Source organism: Gluconacetobacter sacchari, from assembly GCF_014174255.1.
Taxonomy (GTDB): domain Bacteria; phylum Pseudomonadota; class Alphaproteobacteria; order Acetobacterales; family Acetobacteraceae; genus Gluconacetobacter; species Gluconacetobacter sacchari.
The window spans coordinates 1-16797 of sequence record NZ_JABEQJ010000033.1; the positions used below are offsets into that span (position 1 = coordinate 1).

Annotated in this window: 16 protein-coding genes; 10 read left to right on the forward strand and 6 right to left on the reverse strand. The window is 64.5% G+C overall.

Annotated elements, in window-relative coordinates; all coding sequences use genetic code 11:
* Nucleotides 1–340 (forward strand): transposase (locus tag HLH48_RS18805; protein WP_182999015.1); only part of this gene is annotated, 340 nt, incomplete at its 5' end.
* 494 nt (nucleotides 341–834) lie between these two features.
* On the opposite strand, the gene HLH48_RS18810 is transcribed toward HLH48_RS18805, so the two are convergent.
* Entirely contained in the window at nucleotides 835–1734 is a 900-nt protein-coding gene (locus HLH48_RS18810; protein WP_182999016.1) for a LysR family transcriptional regulator, read from the reverse strand.
* A 747-nt stretch (nucleotides 1735–2481) separates the two neighbouring features.
* Nucleotides 2482–3090: a glutathione S-transferase family protein gene (locus HLH48_RS18815; RefSeq protein ID WP_182999017.1), complete on the reverse strand. Its 609-nt coding sequence runs from the start codon at nucleotides 3088–3090 to the stop codon at nucleotides 2482–2484.
* Between the two features lie 94 nt (nucleotides 3091–3184).
* On the opposite strand from HLH48_RS18815, the gene HLH48_RS18820 reads away from it, so the two are divergent.
* Nucleotides 3185–3730, forward strand: a complete 546-nt coding sequence (locus HLH48_RS18820; protein WP_182999018.1) for a TetR/AcrR family transcriptional regulator — start codon at nucleotides 3185–3187, stop codon at nucleotides 3728–3730.
* Nucleotides 3731–3804: 74 nt separating this feature from the next.
* On the opposite strand, the gene HLH48_RS18825 is transcribed toward HLH48_RS18820, so the two are convergent.
* Together HLH48_RS18825 and HLH48_RS18830 are read right to left on the reverse strand one after the other, a co-directional pair.
* Nucleotides 3805–4503: a MucR family transcriptional regulator gene (locus HLH48_RS18825; protein ID WP_182999019.1), complete on the reverse strand. Its 699-nt coding sequence runs from the start codon at nucleotides 4501–4503 to the stop codon at nucleotides 3805–3807.
* Between the two features lie 102 nt (nucleotides 4504–4605).
* A complete protein-coding gene (locus HLH48_RS18830; RefSeq protein ID WP_246387534.1) occupies nucleotides 4606–4920 on the reverse strand; it encodes a type II toxin-antitoxin system RelE/ParE family toxin in 315 nt (104 codons plus the stop codon).
* A gap of 1484 nt (nucleotides 4921–6404) precedes the next feature.
* On the opposite strand from HLH48_RS18830, the gene HLH48_RS18835 reads away from it, so the two are divergent.
* A complete protein-coding gene (locus tag HLH48_RS18835; RefSeq protein WP_182999020.1) occupies nucleotides 6405–7877 on the forward strand; it encodes an MFS transporter in 1473 nt (490 codons plus the stop codon).
* On the opposite strand, the gene HLH48_RS18840 is transcribed toward HLH48_RS18835, so the two are convergent.
* Nucleotides 7844–8629, reverse strand: a complete 786-nt coding sequence (locus tag HLH48_RS18840; protein ID WP_182999021.1) for an SDR family oxidoreductase — start codon at nucleotides 8627–8629, stop codon at nucleotides 7844–7846. The two genes, HLH48_RS18835 and HLH48_RS18840, sit on opposite strands and share 34 nt — an antisense overlap.
* Before the next feature lie 109 nt (nucleotides 8630–8738).
* Here HLH48_RS18840 and HLH48_RS18845 point away from each other — a divergent pair, with 109 nt between their 5' ends.
* From HLH48_RS18845 to atpC, 6 genes are all read left to right on the forward strand, one after another.
* Entirely contained in the window at nucleotides 8739–9827 is a 1089-nt protein-coding gene (locus HLH48_RS18845) for a LacI family DNA-binding transcriptional regulator (RefSeq protein ID WP_182999022.1), read from the forward strand.
* Between the two features lie 100 nt (nucleotides 9828–9927).
* Entirely contained in the window at nucleotides 9928–10524 is a 597-nt protein-coding gene (gene atpH, locus HLH48_RS18850; RefSeq protein WP_182999023.1) for an ATP synthase F1 subunit delta, read from the forward strand.
* On the forward strand, nucleotides 10524–12062 hold the full coding sequence (gene atpA / locus HLH48_RS18855; protein ID WP_182999024.1) for a F0F1 ATP synthase subunit alpha: 1539 nt from the start codon (nucleotides 10524–10526) through the stop codon (nucleotides 12060–12062). Before atpH ends, atpA begins: the two co-directional genes overlap by 1 nt.
* Before the next feature lie 15 nt (nucleotides 12063–12077).
* Nucleotides 12078–12959 carry a F0F1 ATP synthase subunit gamma gene (locus tag HLH48_RS18860; RefSeq protein ID WP_182999025.1) on the forward strand — a complete coding sequence of 294 codons (882 nt, stop codon included), beginning with the start codon at nucleotides 12078–12080 and terminating at the stop codon, nucleotides 12957–12959.
* Nucleotides 12960–12996: 37 nt separating this feature from the next.
* Complete coding sequence (atpD, locus tag HLH48_RS18865) at nucleotides 12997–14472, forward strand: F0F1 ATP synthase subunit beta (protein WP_182999026.1); 1476 nt, start codon at nucleotides 12997–12999, stop codon at nucleotides 14470–14472.
* 31 nt (nucleotides 14473–14503) lie between these two features.
* Nucleotides 14504–14926, forward strand: a complete 423-nt coding sequence (gene atpC, locus HLH48_RS18870; protein ID WP_182999027.1) for an ATP synthase F1 subunit epsilon — start codon at nucleotides 14504–14506, stop codon at nucleotides 14924–14926.
* A gap of 97 nt (nucleotides 14927–15023) precedes the next feature.
* On the opposite strand, the gene queF is transcribed toward atpC, so the two are convergent.
* Complete coding sequence (queF, locus tag HLH48_RS18875; RefSeq protein WP_182999028.1) at nucleotides 15024–15503, reverse strand: preQ(1) synthase; 480 nt, start codon at nucleotides 15501–15503, stop codon at nucleotides 15024–15026.
* Nucleotides 15504–15611: 108 nt separating this feature from the next.
* On the opposite strand from queF, the gene rnd reads away from it, so the two are divergent.
* On the forward strand, nucleotides 15612–16793 hold the full coding sequence (gene rnd, locus HLH48_RS18880; RefSeq protein ID WP_182999029.1) for a ribonuclease D: 1182 nt from the start codon (nucleotides 15612–15614) through the stop codon (nucleotides 16791–16793).
* Nucleotides 16794–16797 lie beyond the last annotated feature (4 nt).

A 16797-nucleotide genomic window follows, 5' to 3' on the forward strand; every position in this document is an offset into this window, starting at 1 on the left:
GGCGATCTACTGCGCGCGCGGCGAAATGGAGAACCGGATCAAGGAGTGCCAGTTCGACCTGTTCGCCGACCGGACCTCCTCGGGAACCATGCGGGCCAACCAGTTGCGCCTGTGGTTCGCCTCCATGGCCTATGTCCTGCTCTGCGCCCTGCGAAGGATCGGACTGGCTCACACACAATTCGCCACCGCCACCTGCGGCACGATCCGCCTGAAACTGCTGAAGATCGGTGCCCAGGTCATCCGCAGTGTCCGGCGCGTCCGCGTCGCCATGGCGTCGGCCCATCCCTGGCAATACGAGTTCGGGCTCGCCCATGCCTTGCTCTCAAAAGCAGCACGCTGACGAACCAGACACCGCAAGCCGCCATGCCCCCGAAAAACCACCCTCCCACAGATGGGCGATGCGTCCGTTTGTCTGGAAAACGGAAAAGCACCCGCGACGCCCAGCGACACACATCAGATCACGAGCATTCCCACCCGCGACACAGGCTCGGAAGGCCCGTGTGAGATTTCCGGGCTAGTTTCTGTTTGTGAAATTAATTGTATAAATATTCATTGTATTGGAATTATTGACCGTTTTTTTAATTTCATTATGGTATCGAAACTCTTGCGAATGGTGCGTTTTTTCTCAAGATGGCATGCAGCGGCATGTCATGCTCCGCGGCTTGGTCTTGCGATGTTCTTCCAACGCCACGCCGATCCAAGTCATCGAAGCCAGCCAAACGTCTGGAATGGAGCGCATCCGTTGAGAAAACGCTCCGCTCCAGACGTCGGAAATGATATTCTTTATAGATATGAAAGGCGAAAAAAGACGGTACTATCCCGTTCTCCTGTCGCTCAGTCGGCCGGTCCGCCGACGGCATGACAGGCTCTTTCAATGAACCGCGCCAACTCAGGCACGGGGGAGGCCTCCTTGAACACCAGGAGAATTTCGGCGGGGAACACCGGGTCTGCCAGCGGCCGAATGACGACGTCCGGGTGATGTTCGCGGGACCGCCAGTTCTCGAGACTCAGACCCAGCCCATAACCAGCTCCGACCAACATCATCAGTGTGTCGTATCCCGAGGCGAATGCGGCCTCTCGGGGCAGAGACGACGAGATTTCAGCGAACCATCTCCGAAGAAGATAATGTCCTCCGGACCACATCTCGGGATGACACACGAGAAGGGGGTAGCGCTTGATGTCCTGTAAGGAGATCTTTTCAAGGGCGAGCAATGGATGCCGTATGGGCAGCGCAACAACGGGTCGATCTGTCCAGGCGCACTCCTTCGGATAGGCAGCGGTCGAATCTCCATCGAGGGTGAACGCGGCATCGAGGTATCCGCGGTCGAGCGCACTGAGCATCTGGCGAACAGTCATCGCGGTAACGCGGATTTCGGTTTGTGGCTCCTCCTCCCGGCAGCGGGCGAGAAGCTGAGCTATTCGTGGTTGGGCCAGTCCATCGGTGATCCCGATGCGGAGTTGGCTTCGATGGCCTCTGGCGGCCGACATTGTCCTGGCTTTGGCATTTTCAATGCAATTCAGGATCTCTCTCGCATGTTCCCGAAACACCTCGCCGGCCCACGTGAGCCGGATACGGCCTTTCCGCCGGTGCAGGAGTCGAACACCAAACTGAGTTTCAAGCTCTCCGATCGCGCGGGAAAGTGGTGACGGCTCTATGGCGAGTTTGTCCGCCGCATGCGTGAAGTTCAGTTCGTTGGCGACGACCAGATAGTATTCAAGATGGCGAGTTTTCATTTAAAGCCTCTCCTGGTTCACTATTCTCCCTTCGCTACGAGGTTGGGCATCGTGGTTGCGTGACCGTAAATGGTCGATGCACCCGCTTTCCGTCGATATGGACCTCGGCGAAGACCAGTGTGGCAGGGTGAGGACCGTAATTGTCGGAGCGCTTTATGAGGCCGAATTAAAGAGCCGATGGTCGCTGCGTACAAGAAACTTTGGCGACCTGCCAGACGTGATAGATCAAAAAACGAGATATATTAGAAGTAAATTTCTGAATACGTTTTGTTCTACGTGCATTTTGTATACGAAGACCGAGGACTCGAAGTGAGCATTGATCTGATCTGGTCGCGACTGCCCAACATAATTTTGGAGTTCTCTGCCGGCGTGCCCGCGATTCTAGAGAGATTCCACTGAACTTTCGCTCAGTGGATTTTTCTAACTAGTTGTTTATAGAGCATTTTCACCAGTTCGAATGTGTTCATTCAAACTGGATCTGCTCTAGACCTGTAAAGATTGCAGATTCTGTACAGATATTAAATACGAGCGATATGATATGTTGAAGAAAATCGCCTTTATGTGAGTGAGCAGTAGTTAATACTTATTTAAGGCGCTTTATGTTTGTATATACCAAATAATTGATTGGTTATAGGGTCGCTGTTGTGGTGTTTCATGAGTGCTGTCAACGGTTTGAGATGGGGCGGCGACAGTGCCACTGACGGCTGGAAGTTGGGCGCGGTGGAACTCCCCTTATGCAGGACTGCCTTATTGCGGGAGCATCAGCATGTTCGGCATAGGTATGAAACCGGGTAGCTGGGTTACCCGGGTCATCCAGTCAAGAAGAGCCGGGAAGGCGGTGACATCGATGCCTCCTTCGTGGGCCACGGACAGGTAGGGAAAGATCGCGCAATCGGCAATCGTCGGACGTCTGAGCGCTAGCCATTCATGATCCTCCAGGTGCTTGTTGAGGATCGGCAGCACTTTCTCGCTCCAGCGTATTGCTGTCGGCAGGTCTAGATCGACGCGGAACTTCTTGATAAGGCGTGCCGCATTCGGTCCGTTGCGGATTTCCGATGCTGCGACCGACAGCCATGCCACAATCTCTGCCTGCGCTGCATGATCATCGGGCCACCACCTCCGGTCTGGAAGCCCACCGGCCAGATAGACGAGGATAGCCTGTGAATCCCGGACCACGGCGTCGCCATCGATCAGGACGGGGACTTCCTGGAAGGGATTGAGATCAGTAAAGACCGCGGAGTGATGTTCCTGTTTTATTAGATCGACGGATTGGAGGTCTAACGGGACCCCGGCGAGCGCGGCGAATAGGCGCACTTTGTAACAATTGCCGGATACGTCGAGATCATAAAGTTTCATGTCGCGTTTCCTACCTGTCTGATTCGCACCGCGAGGTGCGAGGTTCTCCTCTCTGTTATAAAGGCAGACCGATCGGTCTCTTCGGAAGGCTGAGATGAAGGCGTCATATGACGATATCGTGATCGCTGCACGTGAGCTGTTTCGAGAGCGGGGTTATGCCGGCGCGTCGATGCAGGAGCTTGGCGAACGGGTCGGACTCAAGAAATCAAGCCTTTATAACCGATTGCCAAGCAAGGAGTCCCTGGTTGCCGATGTGCTTGAGTTGACGTTGAAGGAGACATTCGAGGGGCTGCCCGATCCTGTGACGGATTGGCGGCAAGCGTATCGCGAACTGATCGAGCGTATCGCTGCCGTTCTCGGTGATCGGGGCCGCTGTGTGGGGTTCCACCTGTCGTTTGGTGTTCCTGCGGAGACGACCGAGGCGAAGGCTGCCGTGAGCGAGTTTTTTCAGGCGCTACGGTCCGGGATGGCCGAGATCCTGGATATGGGCGGCGTGCCGGACGCCAAGCGTGTCGCGACTGATGCGCTGACACGGCTACAGGGCGCGACATTGTGGTTATCCGCGCTCGGGGAAGCAGAACCGTTGCGGCGCGAAACCGAGGCGATCCTGCTGGACCTCGAACGAAGCGGCGAAGAGTGACCGATACCGGAGCGATTTGGTCTCTGTCACCCTTTCGAACCAGGATTCCGTTACGGAATGGCCGAAGATCTGCCTCAAGGCGTTCCAGATTTGCCCCGGCGGTTCTGCGGAGCGCTGTCTGTGCGGCCTTTCCGTTTCGAAGGCCGGCGCGCGGGGGCGGACTTGCTCACCTGGTTGCTGATTGATTTCGTCTGACCTTTGGCAGGGGGCATCGGATCGGGCTCAACCGCGAGCGACGCCTGCGGCATTGTTTCACCGGCAGCCCCGTCTCGCACGACGTGCGTGGCGGCTACCTCCGCACGGCGGCCAAGGCCGATCGCCCGTGCTACGGCCGCCCGTCGTTGCGCGTAGGCGGGCGCGACCATGGGATAGTCTTTCGGCAGATTCCACCTTTCCCGGTATTGCGCCGGAGTGATCTGATAACGCGACATCAGGTGCCGCTTGAGCATTTTCAGCTTCTTTCCGTCTTCCAGGCATATGATGTAATCGGGAAAGATCGACTGTCCGATCGGCACTGCAGGTGTGGGCGCTGTCGGTGTTTCGGGAGGAACGGGATCGGTAGCTGATTGCCCCGTCGTGTTGACGTTGCGGATCGTTGTGTACACCTCACGGATGAATGCCGGGACATTTTCGGTAGGCAGCGACGTGTTGGAATTAGCGAGATGCGCCGCCACGATCTGCGTCATCGCGGCAAGAAGATCCGGATTTTTATGATTGATGTCGTCCACGATAGCTCTTTCGTCGGGTTCGCGGCTAAGAATATCACCGATCATTACGGAGCGTCGATGCAGCTGCAAGTGGAGAACCGCCCCAATGTGATGCTAAAATGAAGAAACCACATGTTGCCGATTTTGCTGTTTCCAGCGCTTCAATGATCACGCGTCGTGATTGAACCCGGATAAGCCCGGGAGCTCTCCTGCCTGAGTGTTCCAGATACGGAGGACATCCACCCCATGGTCGGCGATACGATAGACAACCCTATACGGCCAGAGGGGACAGATCTCTCTCGTGTTGGGGAAGAGGCCTGGGCGGCCACGCTCCGGCATACTTGAAAGCCGATCGCAGACGGCGACGATCTGCACGGCGATCCGACTGGCGGTGTTGGGACACGTTGCTCCGAGGTCGTTCCTAATCCGGATCAGGTCCGAGACCGCTTCATCGGTCATGGCGACGATGGTAAAGGCCGTCATGACAATGGGAATTCCGTCTCTGACGCGGTTCCCCAGGCGAGCAGCCAGTATCGTACCTTAGGATAGGCATGTGTTCGGCCATCCTCGGCGGCATCCCAGCCTTCTTGAACAGCTTTCATAAATTTCGGTTCATGCTTGTGGGTTTCGCCACCATTAGTCAGATCGCGTGGCAAAGCTGCCCTCCCTTAGTTTATGTGTAGAAGATATTTATTATTCAAATGAGTGTCCGTTCGCCCTCATTTGTATTTGGGCTTCTTCTCTATCTCACCAGGAGATGACGCTTCAATCTCACGCTCGAAGCGAAGCATAAGCGCGCGGACGTTCCGTAACGCCCGCCAGTCACTGGGAGATGCCGCCGAGTAAACCGGACCGGCGCCCGAAGCATGCGTCCATCTAAGATGGCCCCCATTGGTAAGTCTCATAGACCAGCCGCGTGCTTCGGCCCAGATACGCAGATCCTGCCAAGGATGTGCGCGAGTGCGGTTCATGACGGGAACTCAATTTGTGGCGTTTGCTCACCGCTCCTGTCGTGTTGTTCCTCACCGGTTTCATCGTTGCCAAATGCAGGGGACTCCAAAACGAGGGTGAGGAGATCTGCTGGCACAGGTTCGCCGAGTACCAGGTCGTATCGAGCGTGGAGGTGAGAATGGATCCAGACATCGAGGGGGGTAACTGCGCGAGAGTGGGCAGAGCGCGCAGAGCCGCCGCATCTATCTGATGGATCACGTCCTGATGGATCACGTCGGACGGGAGTGATCGAACTACCATGGGTAGAGTTCGGTCCGGTAAGGCGATCACGTCTTGTTCGTTCGCTTAATGTCCGGGTGCCGCGACGGCTGCCATCGTCGCACTCGCTCATGCCCATCCCCTTTCGTCACATTCTGGACGTTCGGAAACAGCAACGAAGAAGCGGTAATGAGCACGACCGTCCTCGCTCCTGGCGTCGGGCGGGTCGTAACGTGTTTCAACAGGGCTAAAAGCACGTCCTGCCTATTTCCCAGATCAGCGAACAAGTCTCCCCGTTCACCGCTGGACCATAGGTCCGGGTGTTCTATTCGGCAGGCCACCCGACAGAGGGGCCGCCCTGTTGAAAAAGCGTTACGACACGCTGTAATCAGGATAGCATGGAATCGCGCCGTTTGTCATCCAGCGTGCCCCAACGGCCCGAATTGTGCGCCACGGTGGCGATGTTGATGGTCTCGTGGCTTCGCCACAGGCGCGTCGCACGCGAGCGAGTGCATGGCACCCATCTGCGCCTTCGTCGAGATGCCGATGGTCCGGCAAATCGGGGAATCGACTCCGATGCAAGACGACTCCTCCGAGATGTCCGTGGGGCTGTTCGACAAGGTCTTGAAACGAGGCCATGTCGAAGGCTATGATGCCATCGGGCAATCTAAAAAGTTGCTCGTTAACCAATGGATTAGAGGCGGAATTAAGGTTCCTTCGCCCGCTCCATCCTGCAATCCTGCCGAATCCCCCACAACATGATCCCATCGTCTCCGGTCCGGCCGCATCTGGTGCTGGTCGTCTGTTGCCTGAGCCTGTTTCTGGTGATGATGGATGTCACGATCGTCAACGTGGCGCTGCCGTCGATTCGCGCCACCCTGGGCGGCGGGCTGTCGGTGCTGCAATGGGTGGTCGACGCCTATACGCTGGTGGTGGCGACGCTGCTGGTGCTGGCGGGATCGACCGCGGACCGGATCGGGCGGCGGCGCGTCTTCGTTTCGGGGATCGTCGTCTTTTCCCTGGGATCGGCCCTGTGCGGGCTGGCGCCCAGCGGGTGGACGCTGATACTGGCGCGGGGGTTCCAGGGGCTGGGCGGCGCGATGCTGAACCCGGTGGCGCTGTCGATCATCGCCAATGTCTTCGTCGAGCCCGGCGCGCGGGCGCGCGCGATCGGGATATGGGGCGCGATGTCGGGGCTGGCGCTGGCGCTGGGGCCGTTGATCGGCGGGGTCCTGATCGCCACGGTCGGCTGGCGCGCGGTGTTCTGGGTCAATCTGCCGGTCGGGGCGGTGGCGCTGGTGCTCAGCCTGTGCGTCGTCCCGGACTCGCGGGCGGCGCATGTGCGCCCGATCGATCGGGCGGGGCAGGCGCTGGTGGCGCTGATCCTGGCCGCCGCCACCGCCGCGCTGATCGAGGCCAGGGATTATGGCTGGCAGTCGCCGGCGATCCGCGCCGGGCTGGCGATCGCGGCGGTGGGGCTGGCGGTGCTGTACCGGGTGGAGCGGCGCAGCGCGCATCCATTGCTCGATTTGCGATTCTTCCGTGCGCTGCCGTTTTCCGGGGCGATCGTGATCGCGGTCTGCGCCTTTGCGATCTTCAGTTCCTTCCTGTTCCTGAATACGCTCTATCTCCAGGAGGCGCGGGGCCTGTCGGCGATGTGGGCCGGGTTGTACACGTTGCCCTTCGCGCTGGGGGTGGTGGTATGCGCGCCGCTGTCGGGACGGCTGGTGGGGGCGCGTGGCGCGCGGTTGCCGCTGCTGCTTTCGGCTGGTGGACTGGGATGCGGGGCGTTGCTGCTGACGGGGCTGACCCCGGCGACGCCGCCTGCGGTGCTGCTGCTGTCGTACAGCCTGTGCGGCTGCGGGTTCGGCCTGTGCAACGCGCCGATCACCAACAGCGCCGTTTCGGGCATGCCGCGCGACCAGGCGGGGCTGGCGGCGGCGCTGGCCTCGACCAGCCGGCAGGTCGGGGCGCTGCTGGGCGTTGCGCTGTCGGGGACGATGATGGGGGCGGAGCTGAGCCGCGCGGCGGGGAGCGGGGCCGCGCTGGCGTTGGAGCTGGCGACGCATCGGATCTGGTGGCTGCTGGTGGGGCTTGCCTGCGCGGTGGGCGTGCTGGGATTCGTCACGACCGGGGAGCGGGCGCGGGCCAGCGCGCGGGCGGCGCGCGCGCTGTTCGACGATGCCCCTCCGGCCGGCTACAGGACCGACAGGACCCCGCCATCGACATAGAGCGTCTGGCCGTTGACGAAGGACGAGGCGTCGGAGGCCAGGAAGATCGCGGCACCCTGGAGTTCCTCGACCTTGCCCCAGCGGCCGGCGGGCGTGCGCCTGGTCAGCCAGGCGTTGAAGTCCGGGTCCGCGACCAGGGCGCGGTTCAGCGGGGTTTCGAAATAGCCGGGGCCGATGGCGTTGACCTGCAAGCCGTGCCGGGCCCAGTCGGCGCACATGCCGCGCGTCAGGTTCTTCACCGCGCCCTTGGTCGCGGTGTAGGGCGCGATGCCGGGGCGCGCCAGTTCGCATTGCACGCTGCCGATATTGATGATCTTGCCCGCGCCGCGCGGGATCATGTGGCGGGCGACCGCCGTGCCGACGAAAAACACGCTGTCGAGGTTGGTGCGGATGATCTCGGCCCAGTCCTCGGGCGGGAAGACGTCCAGCGGGGCGCGGCGCTGGATGCCGGCATTGTTGACCAGGATGCGGATCGGGCCGTCCTCGGCCTCGATCGCGCCGATCGCCTGTTCGACCGCCGCGCGGTCCGTCACGTCGAAGGCGCGGGTGAGGATCGTGCGCGTGCCGTCGGGCGGCGTGGCGTCGCGCAGGCGGGCGGCGGCTTCGTCCAGCCGGGCGGCGTCGCGCCCGTTGAGGATGACGCGGGCCCCGGCGTCGGCCAGGCCGGCGGCGATGGCGAGGCCGATGCCGCCGCTGGAGCCGGTGACGAGGGCGAGGCGACCGGTCAGGTCGAAGAGGGCTGGAGCGGTCATGGCGTTTCCTTCTCATTGCGCCGACACATGGCGGATGTGACGATATGTCTGGCGTCGGCCGCCGGGCAAAGCGACTATAACGCGGCGCGCGGGCGGGGACGGGATGGAGATGGCAGGCAGGCGGACGACGGACGGGGACGGGGCGACGGGCGCGGCGCGGCGGGCGACCATCATCGATGTGTCCGCGCGTGCCGGCGTGTCGCGCATGACCGTATCACGCGCGCTGCGCGCGCCGCACCTGGTGCGGCCCGACACGCGCGAGGCGATCGCGCGGGCGATCGACGAACTGGGCTACGTGCCCGACCGCGCGGCGGAGGCGCTGTCGACCCGGCGCAGCGGATTCGTCGGCCTGGTGGTGCCGACGCTGACCAATACCAATTTCGCCGACGCGGCGCGCGGGCTGACGGATGTTATCCGCCTCCAGGGTTATGAGTTGCTGATCGGGTATACCGATTATGATGAAAACGCAATGCTGAGGCATGTGCGCGACATGCTGGGCCGGCGGGCCGAGGCGCTGGTGCTGCCGGCGGGGCCGCGCGGGCCGGCGTTGCGGGCCCTGCTGGCGGGCGAGACGATTCCCATCGTGCAGATGGCGGGGCTGGCGCCCAGCCCGGTGCATTACATGGTCGGCTATTCGAACTGCGAGGCCGGGCGGCTGGCGGCGCGGCATCTGATCGGGCTGGGGCACACGCGAATCGGGGTGCTGGCGGCCGAGGGCGACGGCCTGTCGTGCGATCATCGCGGCGGGCGGCGGCTGGAGGGGTTTCTGGACGCGCTGCGCGAGGCGGGATTGCGGGACGACCTGGTGCAGCGGATGGGCAAGCCGCCGGTTTCGTTCACCCACGGGGCGCGGGCGATGGGGGCGCTGCTGGAGCGGGCGCCGGACCTGCATGCCGTCTTCGCCGTGTCCGACCTGGTAGGGGTCGGGGCGCTGATGGAATGCCGGCGGCGGGGGGTGCGGGTGCCCGAGGACCTGTCGCTGATGGGGTTCGGCGGCTTCGAGATCGGGCGCGAGGTGGTGCCGGCGCTGAGCACGGTGGCGGTCGACTACCGGGCGATCGGCGAGCGGACCGGGACCATGGTGCTGGACCTGCTGGCGGGCGTGCGCGACGTGCCGCGCGTCGTCGATCTGGGGGTGACGCTGATGCAGCGCGAGACGACCGCCTTCCGGCCCGCGCTGCTGTCCGTTCCGGCCTGACGCGCGTGTTGCGCGGGGCGGGGCAGCATGCTAGAGGCGCGCCATCGGCTCGGGCTTCGTTCCGTTGCCGCCGGCGCGCCGCAATGACCTAAGACACTGGATGGAAAGACCGATCGTGGTTTCGGGTGGAACGACAACAATACCGATCGCCTCCGTTGCCAATGGCCTGCCCGGTCGTTACGCGATGGCCCTCTATGATTTCGCCGCCGAGCGCTGGCTGCTGGACGACGTGCTGGACCATGCGGCGGCGCTGCGGCGCCTGATCGCGGAAAGCCCCGCGCTGCGCGCCGTGCTGACGAACCGCACGCTGGATATCGCGGTGTCGACGAAGGCGCTGGAGGCCGTGCTGACGGCCCAGGGCTTCGGATGGGTCATCCGCAATTTCGTGGGCGTCATCGCCCGCAACCGCCGCCTGTCCCGCCTGGCCGATATCCTGGACGCGGTGGCGGCGATCGCGGCGGCCCGCCGGGGCGAGACGGTGGCCGAGATCGCGTCGGCCCAGCCCCTGACGGACCTGCAACGCATCCAGATCCAGGCCCGCCTCGCCGAGGCCGGCTATTCCAAGGTCACGATCCAGGAGCGCGTCGACGCGGCGCTGCTGGGCGGCCTGGTCGTGCGCGTCGGCGCCCGGCTCTATGACGCCAGCCTCAATTCCCGCCTGACCCGCCTGCACCACGCCATGAAGGGAGCCGCGTGATGGAAATCCGTCCCGCCGAGATTTCGGATATCCTCAAGCAGCAGATCGCCGCGTTCGACACGACCGCCGAGATCGCCGAGACCGGCACGATCCTGTCGGTCGGCGACGGCATCGCCCGCGTCTATGGCCTGCAGAACGTGCAGGCCGGCGAGATGGTCGATTTCCCGGCCTCGGGCCAGCGGGGCATGGCGCTGAACCTGGAAGGCGACAATGTCGGCGTCGTGATCTTCGGCGACGATTCCGAGATGCGCGAGGGCGACACCGTCGCGCGCACCGGCAAGGTGGTCGAGGTGCCGACCGGCAAGGCCCTGCTGGGCCGCGTGGTCGACGGCCTGGGCAACCCGATCGACGGCAAGGGGCCGCTGGTCGGCGAAGTGATCATGAAGCGCGCCGACGTCAAGGCGCCCGGCATCATGCCGCGCCAGTCGGTCAGCGAGCCGATGCAGACCGGCATCAAGGCGATCGACGCGCTGGTGCCGATCGGGCGCGGGCAGCGCGAGCTGATCATCGGCGACCGCCAGACCGGCAAGACCGCCATCCTGATCGACACCATCGTCGCGCAGAAGCCGGTCAACGCGCTGGGCGACGACAAGAAATCGCTGTACTGCATCTATGTCGCGATCGGGCAGAAGCGCTCGACCGTGGCGCAACTGGTGCGCACGCTGGAAGAGGCCGGCGCGCTGGAATATTCCATCGTCGTCGCCGCGACCGCGTCGGACCCCGCGCCGATGCAGTATCTGGCGCCCTACGCCGCCTGCGCGATGGGCGAGTATTTCCGCGACAACGGCATGCATGCGCTGATCGTCTATGACGATCTGTCCAAGCAGGCGGTGGCGTATCGCCAGATGTCGCTGCTGCTGCGCCGCCCGCCGGGCCGCGAGGCCTATCCGGGCGACGTGTTCTACCTGCATTCGCGCCTGCTGGAGCGGGCGGCCAAGATGTCGGACGAATATGGCGCGGGTTCGCTGACCGCCCTGCCGGTGATCGAGACCCAGGCCGGCGACGTGGCGGCCTATATCCCGACCAACGTGATCTCGATCACCGATGGCCAGGTGTTCCTGGAAACCGACCTGTTCTATCGCGGCATCCGCCCGGCGGTGAACGTGGGCGGCTCGGTCTCGCGTGTCGGGTCGGCCGCGCAGATCAAGGCGATGAAGCAGGTGGCCGGCAAGATCAAGCTGGAGCTGGCGCAGTATCGCGAAATGGCCGCGTTCTCGCAGTTCGCCTCGGACCTCGATCCGGCGACGCAGAAGCAGTTGGCCCGCGGCGCGCGCCTGGTCGAGCTGCTGAAGCAGCCCGAGACCTCGCCGCTGCCGATCGAGGAGCAGGTGTGCGTGCTGTTCGCCGGCACCCGCGGCTTCATCGATGCCGTGCCGGTGGAGAAGGTGACCGCCTATGAGCGCCAGCTTCGCACCGAGCTGCATGCGGCCGGCGGCGACATCCTGGACTCGATCCGCACCGAGCGGCAGATCACCAAGGAGAACGAAGCCCGCCTGACCGACTTCCTGACGGCCTTCGGCCGCCAGTTCGCGGGCTGAGGGCGGCAGGCACCCATGGCATCCCTCAAGGACCTTCGCGCGCGGATCGGCAGCGTCAAATCGACGCGGAAGATCACCAGCGCCATGAAGATGGTGGCGGCGGCCAAGCTGCGCCGGGCCCAGACCCGCGCCGAAGCCGCCCGCCCCTATGCGGCGGCGATGCGCCGGATGCTCGCCGAACTGGGTGCCAGCACGCGGGGCCAGGACGGCCTGCCGAAGCTGCTGGCCGGCACGGGCAACGACCGGGTTCACCTGGTGATCCCGCTGACCAGCGACCGGGGGCTGGCCGGTGGCTTCAACGCCAACATCAACCGCAGGACCCGCGACCTGATCCGCCAGTTGCAGGCCGATGGCAAGACCGTGCGTCTGCTGCCGGTCGGGCGCAAGGGCCATGACTATCTGATGCGCGAGTTCTCCGACCTGATCGTGGACCATGTCCATGGGTCGGGCGGCAAGGAAATCCCTTTCTCGGCGGCAGCCGAACTGGGCGAGCGGCTGGCCGCCATGGTGGAGAAGGGCGAATTCGACGTCTGCACCGTCGTCTACAACCGCTTCCAGAACGTCATGTCGCAGGTGCCGACCGAGATGCAGCTGATCCCGCTGGCGCTGCCGGCGAACGATGTGGCGGTCTCGGCCGATGCGCCGGTCTATGAATTCGAGCCGGGCGAGGAGGCGCTGCTGTCCAGCCTGCTGCCGCGCAACCTCCAGGTGCAGCTTTATGCGACGCTGCTGGAGAGTGCCGCCGGCGAGCAGGGCGCGCGCATGACGGCGATGGACAACGCGACGCGCAACGCGGGCAAGGCCATCGACCGGCTGACCCTGAAATACAACCGCACCCGCCAGACCAACATCACCAACGAACTGATCGAGATCATCTCGGGCGCCCAGGCGCTCTGAGGCATGATCCGCTTCCCTCGCCGCAGGAGCTGACCCCATGTCGGAAACCACAGTGAACCAGGCTCCTGCCGCCACGCAGGGCCAGTCCAGCAACATCGTCGGCCGCGTGACGCAGGTGCGCGGCGCGGTGGTGGACGTGCAGTTCGAAGGCACGCTGCCGCATATTCTCGACGCGCTGCATGTCACCTTCAACGGCCAGACCGTGGTGCTGGAAGTGGCGCAGGAGATCGGCGAGCATGAAGTGCGCTGCATCGCCATGGATTCGACCGACGGCCTGACCCGTGGCGCCGAAGTCGTGGCGACGGGCGGCCAGATCACGGTGCCGGTCGGGCCCGGCACGCTGGGGCGCATCCTGAACGTGATCGGCGAGCCGATCGACGAGCGCGGCCCGGTGCCGGCGACCAAGCGGTACTCGATCCATCGCAAGGCGCCGTCGTTCGAGGAGCAGGCGGCGGCGACCGAGATCCTGGTGACCGGCATCAAGGTCGTCGACCTGCTGTGCCCCTACCTGAAGGGCGGCAAGATCGGCCTGTTCGGCGGTGCCGGCGTGGGCAAGACCGTCATCATCCAGGAACTGATCAACAACATCGCCAAGGCCCATGGCGGCGTGTCGGTGTTTGCCGGCGTCGGCGAGCGCACGCGCGAAGGCAATGACCTGTATTACGAAATGCAGGACGCGGGCGTGATCAAGCTGGGTGAGAACACGACCGAAGGCTCCAAGGTGGCGCTGGTCTATGGCCAGATGAACGAGCCGCCGGGCGCCCGCGCGCGCATCGCGCTGTCGGGCCTGTCGCTGGCCGAGTATTTCCGCGACGAGGAAGGGCAGGACGTGCTGTTCTTCGTCGACAACATCTTCCGCTTCACGCAGGCGGGGGCCGAGGTGTCGGCGCTGCTGGGCCGTATCCCCTCCGCCGTGGGCTACCAGCCGACGCTGGCGACCGAGATGGGCGCGCTTCAGGAGCGCATCACCTCGACCAAGAAGGGGTCGATCACCTCGGTGCAGGCCGTGTACGTGCCGGCCGACGACCTGACCGATCCGGCGCCGGCCGCGACCTTCGCGCATCTGGACGCGACCACGGTGCTGAACCGCTCGATCGCGGAAATGGGCATCTATCCGGCGGTCGATCCGCTGGACTCCACCTCGCGCTCGCTCGACCCCAAGATCGTCGGCGATGAGCATTATCAGGTCGCGCGCGACGTGCAGCGCATCCTGCAGACCTATAAATCGTTGCAGGACATCATCGCCATCCTGGGCATGGACGAGCTGTCCGAGGACGACAAGCTGCTGGTGGCGCGCGCGCGGCGCATCCAGCGCTTCCTGTCGCAGCCCTTCCATGTGGCCGAGGTCTTTACCGGCGCGCCGGGCAAGCTGGTTTCGCTGGAAGACACGGTGCGGTCGTTCAAGGCGATCGTGGCCGGCGAGTACGACCACCTGCCGGAAGGCGCGTTCTACATGGTCGGCTCGATCGAGGAAGCGGTCGCGAAGGCCGAGAAGATGAAGGAATCGGCCTGAACGGCCGACGCCCGCGCAAGGAAGACAGTCCATGCCGATTGAGGTCGAGATCGTCAGCCCCGAGAAGGTTCTCTTCTCGCGGTCGGTCGAGATGGCGGTGATCCCGGGCCTGGAAGGCGATATCGCCGCCATGCCCGATCGCGCGCCGATGATGCTGCTGCTGCGCGGCGGCGTGGTCGAACTGTATGAGAACGGGGCGGTGACGGATCGGTTCTTCGTGGCCGGCGGGTTCGCCGACATGACGGCCGACCGCTGCACCATCCTGGCCGATCAGGCGATTGCGCTGGCCGACCTGTCGGTGGATGACGCCCGCAAGCGGCTGGCGGCGCTGGAAGCCTCGTACGACGCGGCCGACAAGATGGACGTGCCGGCGCTGGACCTGCTGATGGCGAAGATGCAGTCCGCGCGCGCGGAGATCGAGGCCGCCGGAGGCGAGGCCGTGAAGGCGGCCTGACGCTTTTTCGTTCGTCGAACGGTTTCATGTGGAACGCCCCCGGTTCTTTCGAGCCGGGGGCGTTTTGCGTTCTTCTCTGGGGGATAAAGGAAGAATTCTAGCCCCGGCCGCGATAGCCGGGTACGTCCTGCGCCGGGATCCAGACATCCTGCGGCGGGGCGCCGGTCTGCCAGAAGACGTCGATGGGCATGCCGCCGCGCGGATACCAGTAGGCGCCGATACGCAGCCAGACCGGGGACAGCAGGTCGACCAGCGTGGTGGCGATCTGGACCGAGCAGGCCTCGTGGAAGGCGCCGTGGTTGCGGAAGCTGGTCAGGAACAGCTTGAGCGACTTGCTTTCGACGATCCACTGGTCGGGTACGTAGTCGATGACCAGGTGGGCGAAGTCCGGCTGGCCGGTGACCGGGCAGAGCGAGGTGAATTCCGGCGCGGTGAAGCGGACCAGGTAGCGCCGGCCGGGGTGCGGGGCGGGGACGCGTTCCAGCGTCGCCTCCTCGGGGCTGGCGGGCTGGATGGCGGCGCGGCCGAGCTGGGTCAGGGCCTGGGTGCCGTCGTCCGGCGGGGTGGGGGCGCTCATGGCACGATGTCCTTGCGGTGGTGCTGCGGGAACGGGGTGATGTCAGAGCGGGGTTTGCCGCGTCAAGCGGGCTTTCGCACCGATGGGAGCCCATGATAACAGGACGGGATGGCGCGCGCACTCACGGCGGATTTTCCCGCCCCTGTCCTGATGACCTCCACCGACGAACTGATCGCGGTCGTCGCGCGATTGCGGCGCGAGCCGTTCGTGACGATCGATACCGAGTTCGTCCGCGAACGGACCTATTGGCCGGAACTGTGCCTGGTGCAGTTGGCCGGCGCGCAGGACGTCGTGGTGCTGGATACGCTGGCGCCGGGGCTGGACCTGGCGCCGCTGGCCGAACTGCTGGACGATCCGGCGGTGGTCAAGGTCTTTCATGCCGCGCGGCAGGACCTGGAAATTTTCCTGCATCTGTTCGGGCGGCTGCCGGCCGCGCTGTTCGACACCCAGGTGGCGGCGATGGTCGCGGGCTATGGCGACCAGGTGGGGTACGACAATCTGGTGGCGTCGCTGGTCGGGGCGCATATCGACAAGGCGCATCGGTTTTCCGACTGGGCGGCGCGGCCGCTGTCGCCGGCGCAGATCGTCTATGCCGCCGCCGACGTGACGTATCTGCGCGCCGTCTACCAGTTGCTGCGCGAGCGGCTGGAGACCGAGGGCCGCATGGAATGGGTGGCGGCCGAGCTGGCGGTACTGTCCCGGCCGGAGACCTTCCGCCCCGATCCGGAGACGCTGTGGGAGAAGATGCGGCCCCGGACCGGCAACCGGCGCATGCTGGGCGTGCTGCGGGCCGTGACCGCGTGGCGCGAACTGGAGGCGCAGCGGGTGAACGTGCCGCGCCAGCGGCTGCTGAAGGACGAGAGCCTGCTGGAGATCGCCGCGACGGTACCGGCGGAGGCCGAAACGCTGGCCCGGGTGCGCGGGGTGTCGCGCGGGTTTGCCGAGGGGCGCAGCGGCGCGGGATTGCTGGAGGCCATCGCGGCCGCCCAGGCGCTGCCCGATGCGTCTCTGCCGCGCCAGAGCAAGGGCAAGGATGGCCCGCGCCCGTCGCCGGCGCTGGTGGCGCTGCTGAAAGTGCTGCTGGCGGCATGCTGCGAGGAGCATGACGTGGCGCCCCGGCTGGTGGCGTCGTCGGAGGATATCGACCGGCTGGCGCTGGAGGCCGAGCCCGACCTGCCGGTATTGCAGGGCTGGCGCCGCGTGGTGTTCGGCGAGGACGCGCTGGCGCTGAAGGCCGGGACCATGCTGCTGGGGGTGGATGGGACGCGGATCCGGCGCGTGCGGACCTGACCGG